This is a genomic window from Echinicola salinicaeni, from assembly GCF_014280965.1.
Lineage (GTDB): Bacteria > Bacteroidota > Bacteroidia > Cytophagales > Cyclobacteriaceae > Echinicola > Echinicola salinicaeni.
In genome coordinates this window covers 698,814-710,386 of sequence record NZ_JACODZ010000001.1, presented here as the reverse complement: position 1 = coordinate 710,386, position 11,573 = coordinate 698,814, and the positions used below count along the sequence as shown (strand labels likewise).

At 38.3% G+C, this 11,573-nt stretch carries 9 protein-coding genes and 1 other RNA gene; 5 read left to right on the top strand and 5 right to left on the bottom strand.

Annotation, left to right across the window (positions count from 1 at the left end; translation table 11 throughout):
* Positions 1-47: 47 nt before the first annotated feature.
* Positions 48-653 carry a hypothetical protein gene (locus H7U17_RS02970; protein WP_186754651.1) on the bottom strand — a complete coding sequence of 202 codons (606 nt, stop codon included), beginning with the start codon at positions 651-653 and terminating at the stop codon, positions 48-50.
* Between the two features lie 598 nt (positions 654-1,251).
* On the opposite strand from H7U17_RS02970, the gene H7U17_RS02965 reads away from it, so the two are divergent.
* Positions 1,252-2,214: an NAD-dependent epimerase/dehydratase family protein gene (locus H7U17_RS02965; RefSeq protein WP_186754649.1), complete on the top strand. Its 963-nt coding sequence runs from the start codon at positions 1,252-1,254 to the stop codon at positions 2,212-2,214.
* Between the two features lie 31 nt (positions 2,215-2,245).
* On the opposite strand, the gene H7U17_RS02960 is transcribed toward H7U17_RS02965, so the two are convergent.
* Complete coding sequence (locus H7U17_RS02960) at positions 2,246-2,818, bottom strand: DUF3109 family protein (RefSeq protein ID WP_186754647.1); 573 nt, start codon at positions 2,816-2,818, stop codon at positions 2,246-2,248.
* A 113-nt stretch (positions 2,819-2,931) separates the two neighbouring features.
* Between H7U17_RS02960 and rnpB the strand changes: the two genes are divergently transcribed.
* Positions 2,932-3,345: RNase P RNA component class A (gene rnpB, locus H7U17_RS02955), an RNA gene on the top strand.
* A 22-nt stretch (positions 3,346-3,367) separates the two neighbouring features.
* Positions 3,368-4,525: a sigma-54-dependent transcriptional regulator gene (locus H7U17_RS02950; protein WP_186754645.1), complete on the top strand. Its 1,158-nt coding sequence runs from the start codon at positions 3,368-3,370 to the stop codon at positions 4,523-4,525.
* Between the two features lie 190 nt (positions 4,526-4,715).
* On the opposite strand, the gene H7U17_RS02945 is transcribed toward H7U17_RS02950, so the two are convergent.
* The gene (locus tag H7U17_RS02945) at positions 4,716-5,720 is read right to left on the bottom strand and encodes an acyl transferase (RefSeq protein ID WP_186754643.1); all 1,005 of its coding nucleotides are present in this window, start codon (positions 5,718-5,720) and stop codon (positions 4,716-4,718) included.
* A gap of 75 nt (positions 5,721-5,795) precedes the next feature.
* Between H7U17_RS02945 and H7U17_RS02940 the strand changes: the two genes are divergently transcribed.
* On the top strand, positions 5,796-6,467 hold the full coding sequence (locus tag H7U17_RS02940) for a hypothetical protein (RefSeq protein WP_186754641.1): 672 nt from the start codon (positions 5,796-5,798) through the stop codon (positions 6,465-6,467).
* A 53-nt stretch (positions 6,468-6,520) separates the two neighbouring features.
* Here the strand turns inward: H7U17_RS02940 and H7U17_RS02935 are convergent, their stop codons facing one another.
* Positions 6,521-8,935 carry an alpha-ketoacid dehydrogenase subunit alpha/beta gene (locus tag H7U17_RS02935; RefSeq protein WP_186754640.1) on the bottom strand — a complete coding sequence of 805 codons (2,415 nt, stop codon included), beginning with the start codon at positions 8,933-8,935 and terminating at the stop codon, positions 6,521-6,523.
* Between the two features lie 430 nt (positions 8,936-9,365).
* On the opposite strand from H7U17_RS02935, the gene ald reads away from it, so the two are divergent.
* Positions 9,366-10,484 carry an alanine dehydrogenase gene (ald, locus tag H7U17_RS02930; RefSeq protein WP_186754637.1) on the top strand — a complete coding sequence of 373 codons (1,119 nt, stop codon included), beginning with the start codon at positions 9,366-9,368 and terminating at the stop codon, positions 10,482-10,484.
* A 101-nt stretch (positions 10,485-10,585) separates the two neighbouring features.
* On the opposite strand, the gene H7U17_RS02925 is transcribed toward ald, so the two are convergent.
* Positions 10,586-11,569, bottom strand: a complete 984-nt coding sequence (locus H7U17_RS02925) for a formimidoylglutamase (protein ID WP_186754635.1) — start codon at positions 11,567-11,569, stop codon at positions 10,586-10,588.
* Between the last annotated feature and the right edge of the window lie 4 nt (positions 11,570-11,573).

The window sequence follows — 11,573 nt, the reverse complement described above, 5'->3', positions numbered from 1 at the left end:
CGAAATTCAACTGGATACCTCACTAAGACGGAGAAAAAAATATTTTTCTATTCTAAGCATGGAACCTCAAATTGAGATTCCACTAAAACTGAATAATAAGGATATCTAGAAAGGACTACTTCATAATACTCCCATTCATCTTCTCCAGTCTTTTGTGTTGCCGTTCCTGTATGTGTATCTAACGCCTCTGGTAAAGGATCCTCAGAGGGTGCTAGATCAAACCCTCCAATTTTAATATTTGTAATATCTGGCACATATGTCCACTCATCAACGTCTATCCTAATGCGAAGTTTGATAAAATCTCCAGGCATGGCTCCATCTGGTATTTCTCCATCCAGTAACTCATTAACTTTTACGGCTCCAATGTATTTGTTTTTAACTGACGATTCTAAATACACCCATTTAATTTCAGCACCACTAACATTATTTACATCAAATGCCGGTACTTCAATATATTTGACTCGTTCACCATCAGAATTAAACCTTAATCCTATAGCCCAAGAACTTTCTGGACTATAGCATTTATCTTTCCCTGTAGAAGGAACGGTATCATCAGAATCCACTTCATTACAAGCTGTAAATGCAGTAATCAATGTGAGCAAAGCTAAACCCCAAACCTTGTTTAGGATCTTAGCAGTATAAAAATTTTCCATCTTTAGTTGAGTTTATTACAACTGAATTTACATAATTCAAACTACATAAAAAATAATTTAAAATACATTTTTATATATTTAAAAGAATCTTAAAACAAATGGTGATAATTTGTAAACCAATAAACAATATTAATAAATCAATAACCTAAAATTTTACTTGTTATCCACCTTTGATCTAACTCCCAAAGCATAAAAGACAACTTTTAATATTTCTCATTAATAGACAAACCCAACGCAACTAATATTCAATCGACATATTTCATTACCATTATCCTATAATTCATTTATTTAATTGGGTAGTTTTTACTCACTAGTTTGTAGAACTTATTAAAGAAAAACATTAAACAATACACGCTTTTCCTCTTGAAACAAACCAATCAAAACCCGATAAATTATGCTTAAAACAAGTAAAACATATCACATGCAAGTTGTTCCGCGATATAAGTCTTTCATACCTGTATTTTACAAGCAAAATTCACCTAATTAACAAAACCAGGGTATTCTCTTCCTCACCAATTTTATATTTTTATAGCCCTCTTAAAGAATCTTGGCATATTTAAAGTATATTGAGTAATCATCGCTTTAAAACTCACCGCCTATGCAAACTATACTTGGATCAGGAGGAATAATCGGAAATTTATTGGCACAGGAACTCAGGACCTATACCAGTAAAATCCGCTTGGTGAGTAGACAGCCCAAAGTGATCAACTCCGATGATGAACTTTTCCCTGCCAATCTTTTAGATTTGGAACAAACTCAAAATGCTTTGAACGGCTCATCTATTGCTTACTTAACCATTGGTTTTCCTTATAAAAGCAGGGTTTGGCAGGAAGCTTGGCCAAAAGTCATGAATAATGTTTTGAAGGTCTGTTCCGAGCAAAATATTAAACTCGTATTTTTTGATAATGTATACATGTACGACGCCCACCACATGGGACACATGACGGAATCTACCCCTATACTCCCCATAAGTAGAAAAGGAAAAGTCAGGGCACAGATTGCAGACATGCTAATGGAAGCAACAGCAAAGAAAAAACTAAATGCACTGATAGCTAGGTCTGCAGACTTCTATGGACCATCAACCCCCTTAAAAAGTATTATTACTGAGATGGTTTTCAAGCCCCTCTCCAAAGGCAAAACTGCCAAGTGGCTAGGAAACAGTCACAGTCCCCATTCTTTTACTTACACCCCAGACGCTGGAAAAGCAACAGCGCTTTTAGGCAATACACCGGATGCTTTTAATCAAGTCTGGCACCTACCCACTGCGTCAAATCCACCCTCAGGAAAAGAGTGGATACATATGGTGGCAAAAGAAATGGCTGTAAGCCCAAATTACCAGATAATCCCTAAATGGATTTTCAATATCTCAGAAATCTTTGTTCCATTTATGAAAGAGCTAAATGAAATGCTCTATCAATACGAGCAGCCGTATATATTTGACAGTAAAAAATTTGAAGAACTCTTCTTTTTCAAACCCACTTCCTATCTAGAAGGAATAAGACGAATAATAAAACAAGATTACACCGCTAAGGTTAGCCAAAAAGACGACCTACTCTATTAAATAAATAAAATAGATCGTCTTATGATAAAGTTTATTTTTTCTCACCTTCTATATCCATAATCAACTCCTCATACCATGCCTCTCCATATTTCCTGATCAAGGCATCTTTTACGAATTTATAAATGGGAACATTCAACTCTTTTCCTAAGCCACAAGCAGGACTACAGATATCCCATCTATCGTAATTCAAAGCATCATATTCATCATATTTAGTTACTCTGACTGGATACAGATGACAGCTGATAGGTTTTTTATAATCTGTCTCTCCATTAATATGCGCTTCTTCTATTCCACATTTAAGAATACCTTTATCATCTTTAATTGCATAAGCACACTCCTTATTTTCGCCAACTGTTGGAGTACCTTTGTCCCCATCCATATCATACACCCAAGTGCCTTGCTCTTCAATCACCTTTCTTCCTTCCTCGGTAAGATATTTTTTCACCTTTGGATATATTTCATCCAGAATGGCTGTTTCTTCATCATCTAGTGGAGCACCTGCATCACCTTCTACACAACAAGCTCCTTTACATTTCTCCAAATTACATACAAAGAAATGTTCTTTTAGATCATCACTAAGTACTGCGTTTCCTACTAATATCATAACTCTCTCTTTTCCTTCCGCAAAGTTAGGAAAACTAATAGGGATTATGATTCAAATTGGTACAATTACTGCTATAAGTTCAAAAATATCACGGGAAATCGCGTAATTTGCATCGTGCAAGTCAACTTGTCGCCATGATTGCTTTTTAAAGGGCAATTAGGGAGGAAAGTCCGGGCAACATAGAGCGCCATACTTCCTAACGGGAAGGGGCAAAGTTGGAGACGGCTTTGTTACAGATAGTGCCACAGAAAACAAACCGCCCAGATGCTTTTCGGGGTAAGGGTGAAAAGGTGGAGTAAGAGCCCACCGGGCTTCGGGTGATCGAAGTTGCATGGTAAACCTTATGGGTTGAAAGATCAAATAGGCCTCGGTCCAAGAGCTGCTCGTTCAATCCGGGATGACTTTTGTCATTTCCAGAAACCGAGGTGGGTAGATCGATAGATCCTGATTGCGAAGTCAGGACCAGATAAATGACAAGAACCATCTTTTGATGGTTACAGAACCCGGCTTATAGACTTGCACTTTTTCCTTTTATTAAACATAATTTGTATGCAGAAAATCTTGATTATTGATGATGAAAAAGTCATCAGATCGACCCTTAAGGAAATTTTAGAATACGAAAATTATGAAATTTTTGAAGCTCAAGATGGAGTCGAAGGTCTCAAAATGATCGAAAGCCAAGACTTTGACCTTGTATTATGTGACATCAAGATGCCCAAAATGGATGGCCTTGAAGTAATTGACAAGGTCAGTAAAATGGATAAACAGCCCCAGTTTATCATGATTTCCGCTCACGGGTCCATTGAGTCTGCAGTTGAAGCCACCAAAAAAGGCGCATTTGACTTCATCCCCAAACCACCGGATTTGAACAGATTATTACTGACTGTACGAAATGCACTTGACAAGAATAATCTAGTGACAGAGACCAAAGTCCTTAAGAAAAAACTTTCAAAAAAACTAGATATGGTGGGTGAGTCCGAAGCCATCAGTCAAGTACAGGAAACTATAGAAAAAGTAGCTCCTACTGATGCGAGAGTACTTATCACAGGTCCAAATGGAACCGGAAAAGAGCTCGTAGCACATTGGCTCCACCAAAAAAGCAACCGATCCAGCGCCCCTTTCATCGCCGTAAACTGTGCAGCCATTCCTTCCGAGTTGATCGAAAGCGAATTATTTGGACATGAAAAAGGCGCTTTTACCTCTGCTAACAAACAACGACAAGGTAAATTTGAGCAGGCCAATGGAGGCACTATTTTCTTGGATGAAATAGGAGATATGAGTCTTTCTGCACAAGCCAAAGTACTCAGAGCACTTCAAGAACATAAAATCACCCGTGTTGGTGGAGACAAAGACATTAAAGTAGACGTTAGAGTACTAGCAGCTACCAATAAAGATCTCAAAAAGGAAATAGAAGAAAACAATTTTAGAGAAGACCTTTACCATAGGCTAAGTGTTATTCTTATTCAAGTCCCAGCACTTAAAGACAGAAAAGAAGACATTCCCTTATTGGTCGACAGGTTTCTTGGAGATATTGCCAAAGAATACGGCACCTCTAAAAAATCCATTGAAAAAGAGGCCATTGAACAACTTCAGCAATTCCCTTGGACGGGAAACATCAGGGAATTGAGAAATGTCGTAGAGAGATTGGTGATACTGTGCAACCAAAAAATCACCTTAGAGGACATAAAAAAATACGCTGACTATTAAAATCAGCGTATTTTTTTTATCCTTTTACTTCTTGACTATCCATTGCCTTAGCATAGGCTGGACAAGGTTTACTTGAGGCGCATGCTCCCAATGCCAACAGGCAAGAAGCTAAAATAACTGCTGCTAGTTTTCTCATGATAATAATATTTGATCTAAACCAAATATTATGATTTATGTAAGGAATACAAAATTAATTGACCATTAAATTACAGCCTCTCACCTCACTATTATCAAATCGGCCTAGGATTTCCAACATCCCCTCTCCACTATATCTCCCTAAATCTTGAGTCTCGATAAAAGCACAGGAATGAAAATTGGCCAAATCTATAATATTAACCCCGCCCTGCTGCTTTGCACTCCAAGATAAAGGATCATTAACATCTCTGAGGAAAACCTTCATGGATGGCGGAAGGACATATTTCCCTTCTCCTTTTGAATACGCCTGAGACATCAGTTCTGTCATCCCGTATTCAGAATGAATAGCATCAACCTTGAAGGCTTTCTTGTATAGGTCATGCACCTCTTCACGAATCATCTCTTTTCTCCGGCCTTTCATCCCTCCTGTTTCCATCACGATCAAATTGTCCATTTGAGGAAATCTCTCCGCATACTGCTCAGCCAAATCCAATAAAGCAAAAGTAACTCCCAGAAGTAATACCTTTTTACCGTCATTTGCAGCCTTTAAACTTCTAAGCTTATCAATGAGTTCTTGATAATTATACAAATAAAATCCAGATTGTCCTGAATTGGATTTTTTAATAAAATGATCGGCCATGGCCACTAAAGAACTCCCCTTCCGCTCTAAGTAAGCAGGTAATAACGCCAACACATGAAAATCATTTAACGCCCCATAAAAAGACTCAAAAAGTGTTTGCGCATGATATAAATAAAAGTCACTAGACCATATATAATGCCTGCTGGTTATTTGCCCTGTAGTCCCGCTACTTGAGTAAAAGTCATTGTAAATAACAGGATTGCCACAAACTACTTGGTGAGACTTAAAAAAACCGATTGGTAAAAATGGAATTTCTCTCAAACTTTTGACATTTTCAGGCTTCACCCCTCTCGCATCCAAATAAGCTTTGTATACTGAATTTTCCTTTGCCTGAAACCCAAACAAACTTAAAGCCAATTCATCAAAGTTAGCAGCATCCAATCTTTCTAATTGCTCTGAAAAACTTTTGAAATAATTCATCGTTTTATTATCTATAGTGGACAAATTTAAGCAAATTTAAGATTAGGTATATTTAATTAACGATTACAAGCAAATATGAAAGCAAAGGGCTATATATATGTCTTGGTATTAACTTTTTTATTGGGAGCCTGTGTATCTCCTCCTGATAATTTCCCCACAGTTCCTGAAATCAACTTTTCAGATATATCTTATATAGAAACAGACGGTGGAGCTGACTCTTTAATCATAGCATTAAAATTTAAAGATGCTGAAGGTGATTTAGGTTTAGACGCCAGGGACATCAATCCTCCCTTTCACCCTTTGGAATTCCTAAGAGACAACCAAGGAAATTTAATCACCTACTCCAATCGTCCTTCCAGTGCTCCTGATTACAACCCAATAGATTGGGCGGTAGACCCCGTTGTGGACAATGTAGAAATTAAAGATACCGTATGGGTTGAACAAAACCCTAACTTCAACAATATTTTTGTACAATTTTTTATCAAAAGAAATGATGAATATCAGGAATTCAAATGGTCTGATCCTCCCTACTACACCACCTTTAATGGAAGGTTTCCATTGATACTTTCTTCCGATAATCCGAGAGCCATTGAAGGGACTATAAAATATTCCATGCAATCTCTTGGCTGGAGATCTATTTTCAGAAATGACACCATCCGGCTAGACATTCAAATTCAGGATCGTGCATTGAACAAAAGTAATATGATTTCGACCCCGGACTTTACACTCAATCAAATAATGAAATAAAAAAAGATTCTTATATAGAAGCTTTTTTTATTTCATCTATAATCACAAATGATTTACCAAAGAGGATAACTCTTCGGGTCCACCTCATTCATGATCTTATAAGCTATTTCTACTACATCATCAGTACTAGGTTTAGAGAAATAATCCCCATCAGTAGAATAGGCCGGCCTATGAGCTTTTGCTGGCAAAGTCACAGGCTCAGAATCCAAATAGAAATATGCATTTTGTTCTTCTAATACTTGTTGCATCATATAAGCTGTTGCTCCACCAGGGACATCTTCATCTGCAAAAATAACCCTATTGGTCTTTTTGACAGAATCAGCAATTATATGATGGATATCAAAAGGCAATAAAGTCTGAACATCTATCACCTCCACAGAAACCCCGTACTCTTCCAATTCGACAGCTGCCTCTAACACGATTTTACACATTGCTCCATAGGTAACTATTGTGACATCTGTACCTTCTCTTAATATTTCAGGCTTACCTACAGGAACAGTAAATTCACCAACATTGGTTGGCATTTTCTCCTTTTGTCGATAGGCATTCAAACATTCTATCATCAAAGCTGGCTCGTCACTTTTCAACAAGGTATTATACATCCCAGCTGCCTGTGTCATATTTCGAGGAACACAAACCAACATCCCCCTGAGACTACCTAAAATCGCGGACATAGGAGAACCTGAATGCCATACCCCTTCCAAGCGATGCCCTCTGGTTCTAACAATCAAAGGAGCTTTTTGCCCGCCTTTGGTCCTATAATGCAAACAAGCCAAATCATCGGTCAATGTCATCAAAGCATAGTAAAAATAATCCAAATACTGGATTTCAGTGATTGGCCTCAAACCTCTCAAGGCAGCACCAATCCCCTGACCAATAATGGTAGTTTCCCTAATTCCAGTATCTGTTACACGCAGCTCACCATACTTCGCCTGAAGTCCAGCAAAAGCCTGGTTAACATCTCCTATTTTCCCCACATCCTCTCCAATAGCAAAGACCCTAGGATCTCTATTAAGCATTTGATCAAAGCAAGCCTGTAGGACCTCTCTTCCATCAACTGTAGCTGAGCCTTCATTGTATTCAGCAGCTATCTCTGGAATTTTCAGACTACTTTCCGCTGACTCACTATACAAATGACTATTATATCTTTCTTGGTTCAGTTTAAGATGTTCTTGATACCATAACTTAAGGTCAGATCGCAAACTAGAACTATCAAACCTCATAAGAAATAAGGCCCTCCTTACAGCGCCAATCACATCTTTCCGAATAGGATTCAGTGTTTTTGACAAATCCTCAGCCAACAATAACAAAGCCTTTCCTTGAGAACTTTCTTTAGCTGAACTTTTAAGCAAGCCAACAACCTCCTTCAGCTCTTCTTTGATCCCCCCTGAAAAAGACCTCCAAGCTTTATCCTTCTGCTCACGCACATACTTCACAGCCTCTCTATCGATTACATCTAACTCCTCTTCTGTTGCAAGCTCATTTTCCAGGATATATTCCCTGAATTTGAGGTTACAGTCATGCTGAGCCTCCCATTCCAATCGCTCTTTGGATTTATATCTTTCATGAGAACCTGAAGTCGAGTGTCCTTGGGGCTGTGTCATTTCCACCACATGCACCAAACATGGAACAAACTCCTCCCGCGCTAGACGCTCTGCTTTTTGGTATGCCTTATGCAAAGCTTCATAATCCCAGCCCTTAACCACTATAATTTCAAAACCGGGCTTATCTTTTTCCCTCTGAAATCCGGCCAAAGCTTCCGAAATACTCTCCTTTGTAGTTTGATATTTATTCGTTACTGAGATACCATACTCGTCATCCCAAACAGACATGATCATAGGAATCTGTAAAACACCTGCTGCATTGATAGTTTCGTAGAACATACCCTGTGCAGTCGATGCATTACCAATCGTCCCCCATGCAACCTCTTTCCCAAGACCTTTGAATTCTTCTAGTTTTTGAAGCTCCTTGTTTTCTTTAAACAGCTTACTTGCATAACCTAAACCTACCAATTTAGGCACTTGAGCCGCAGTTGATGAAATATCCCCTGCAGAGTTTTTCATTTTACGCAGATCTTTCCAGGTCCCATCATCATTTAAGGACCTTGTAGCAAAATGCCCATTCATCAACCTTCCGCCTGAAGCAGGCTCTTCATCCACATCTACATGAGCATACAACTGAGCGAAATAAGCTTGAATTTTCAGCTCTTGGATCGCCAACATAAAAGTCTGATCGCGGTAATATCCCGATCGAAAATCTCCATCCTTAAAATAATGCGCCATCACCACTTGGGCTAGCTCTTTTCCATCTCCAAAAATCCCAAATTTTGCCTTGCCCATAAAGACCTCCTTTCTCCCCATTAAGGAAGCCTGACGACTCTCCTGGACAATTCTATAGTCAAATAAAACCTGTTCTTTTTCTAATCCGATATTAACCTTTGTTTTAGGTAAAGTCTCCACTTCTAGCATATTTAATAATTAAAAGCAATTTTGGGTTTTTCAAGGTATTCCAAAAATACAGAATTTTGGGGTTTTAACAAATATACCTGATAAGTATCAGTCTTTTGACCCCATCAAAAATTTTAAAAAAACATTAACAAATTATTTATACAAAACAATATTTCGATTATAACAAAAAGGCAATAATATTACCGTATTTTAAAATCTCCCTCAACATCATTAAACAAACATCAATTTATCTAAAAAAACGAACAAAATAATTAATATAAAAAAACACTTGTTTTGGAATTATATTTACATATTGATTTATTAACAAATAATAATTCTGTTTTTTAATTAATTTCATTACCTACCCCAAATAAACTATAAGAATCTAACACCCAATTACTTTCTCCTTACTATATTTGCCAATATTAAAGCACACCCAAACATTTCAAATATGATAATAGGGATTCCAAAAGAGATTAAAAACAATGAGAACAGGGTAGCGCTTACCCCTGCAGGAGCTCAAGAACTCGTAAAAAGAGGTCATACTGTTTATATTCAACACACCGCGGGTGAAGGTAGCGGCTTTCCTGACGAAATGTATATTCAAGCTGGCGCTAAAATCTTACCGAGCATAGAAGAAACATACGCCACTGCTGAAATGATCATAAAGGTCAAGGAACCAATTGAACCTGAATACGATCTAATCAGGGAAGACCAATTATTATTTACTTATTTCCACTTTGCCTCACACGAACCATTAACCAAGGCAATGGCAAAAAGCAAATCCATTTGCTTGGCTTACGAGACAGTAGAAAAAGCTGAAGGAGGACTTCCTCTCTTAGTACCTATGTCGGAAGTTGCTGGTAGAATGGCTACCCAAAAGGGAGCCAATTACCTGGAGAGACCTTTGGGTGGAAAAGGAATATTAATGGGGGGAGTACCAGGAACACTACCTGCCAAAGTACTGATCCTAGGAGGAGGAATAGTGGGAACACAGGCTGCTTGGATGGCTGCCGGACTAAAAGCCGATGTCACTATCCTTGACGTTTCCCTTCCAAGAATGCGCTATCTTTCTGACGTGATGCCTGCCAATGTAAAAACCAGAATGTCCAATGAATTTAATATCAGAGAACTTATCAAAACTGCTGATCTGATCATTGGAGCAGTGCTTATACCTGGAGCAAAAGCACCACACCTTATCACGCGTGATATGCTTAAAGACATGCAAAAAGGCACTGTTTTAGTTGACGTGGCTGTTGACCAAGGTGGATGTATTGAAACCTGCAAACCAACTACACACGAGGATCCAACCTATATCATTGATGAAGTTTTACACTACTGTGTAGCCAACATGCCAGGAGCAGTCCCTTACACAAGTACCGTTGCCTTAACAAATGCAACCCTACCCTATGCCATCCAGTTAGCTGAAAAAGGCTGGCAAAAAGCTGCTCAAGAAAACAAGGAATTGGCAAAAGGCCTAAATATCATCAAAGGAGACATCGTATACAAGGCAGTAGCTGAAGCTTTTGACTTAGAATATGTACCCGTTGAGAAACATTTGGTTTCTTAAGAATAAGCGACCCAAATAGATAAAGGCTGCCGAAATATCTGCAGCCTTTTTTTATACTCTGAAAAAGTAAAAATTAAGTTAGAATTGAACTTACAATATTGTTAAGCCCCAAGTTCCTTTATAAAATCCGTCACCAAATAACTTACCATCTTTGCCGTCCCCTCGTCTGTTCTCCCATCTATCATCCTAACCGCACCCTCGCATATATGAAAATAAGCAAGCTTCTCTAACCTCTTTTGAGCAACGAGAAAAACATATTTTCTCGCATGAATCCCCGAAACACCTACAGGATCCATTGCACTAGACAACACCCTACCCACTACATCCAAATCAAGCTCAACCCCAAATTTCTTACCCTCCACAAAATCTAAACCTCGATCGACCGCCTCTTCAAAATTCATATTTCCCCTAAGAAAAATATCCTCCCAAAAAACAAAATCAACCCTATCCTGACTTTGCATAAATGCTAGCATTTCCTGAGAATTATAATTCTCACTCAACCCAACCACCGCATATTTATCCAAAAACCCTTCCTCAAAAGCGTATCGAAACCCATTCCCACTGTGCCTTCCTTCAAGTTTTCTAAAATCAGCATGCGCATCTAAATTCAATACATTTACACCTTCAGTACCTAAGCCTTTGGCTGCTCCCTTAATAATAGGATAGCAATTATTATGTCCTCCACCTATTACTATTGGTAACTTTCCCTGAAGCACAACCTCCCTGATCAACTCAAATACAGCAGAATCAATTAGCTCAACAGCTTTTCTCCACTTCTCAATACCAACCCCTTCCTCAGGAACCAAACTGGAAAAATCAAATTCTCCCAGCAAGGAAAACTCATCACCTTGTAGATTTCTCTGCCTCTGAACATTCAAAAAACTATTCAAAAAAGCAGGCCAGAGACTTTCTGCCCCCCCCTTGCCTAAATTGGCTCGTACACCAATAGACTCAGGAATTCCAATGATCACCCCCAACTTACCTTCAAAACCAAGCTTAATACACTCACCTAACCTTGTTTCCCCAGGCCTTTTTACCACTCTTTTATCAATATCTTTTCGATCAAAAAACTTAAAATAATTCATAAGC

Excerpts from the sequence above, each read along its gene's own strand:
- H7U17_RS02970 (WP_186754651.1), bottom strand. The coding sequence starts at position 653 with ATGGAAAATTTTTATACTGCTAAGATCCTAAACAAGGTTTGGGGTTTA.
- H7U17_RS02965 (WP_186754649.1), top strand. The coding sequence starts at position 1,252 with ATGCAAACTATACTTGGATCAGGAGGAATAATCGGAAATTTATTGGCA.
- H7U17_RS02960 (WP_186754647.1), bottom strand. The coding sequence starts at position 2,818 with ATGATATTAGTAGGAAACGCAGTACTTAGTGATGATCTAAAAGAACAT.
- H7U17_RS02950 (WP_186754645.1), top strand. The coding sequence starts at position 3,368 with ATGCAGAAAATCTTGATTATTGATGATGAAAAAGTCATCAGATCGACC.
- H7U17_RS02945 (WP_186754643.1), bottom strand. The coding sequence starts at position 5,720 with ATGAATTATTTCAAAAGTTTTTCAGAGCAATTAGAAAGATTGGATGCT.
- H7U17_RS02940 (WP_186754641.1), top strand. The coding sequence starts at position 5,796 with ATGAAAGCAAAGGGCTATATATATGTCTTGGTATTAACTTTTTTATTG.
- H7U17_RS02935 (WP_186754640.1), bottom strand. The coding sequence starts at position 8,935 with ATGCTAGAAGTGGAGACTTTACCTAAAACAAAGGTTAATATCGGATTA.
- ald (WP_186754637.1), top strand. The coding sequence starts at position 9,366 with ATGATAATAGGGATTCCAAAAGAGATTAAAAACAATGAGAACAGGGTA.
- H7U17_RS02925 (WP_186754635.1), bottom strand. The coding sequence starts at position 11,569 with ATGAATTATTTTAAGTTTTTTGATCGAAAAGATATTGATAAAAGAGTG.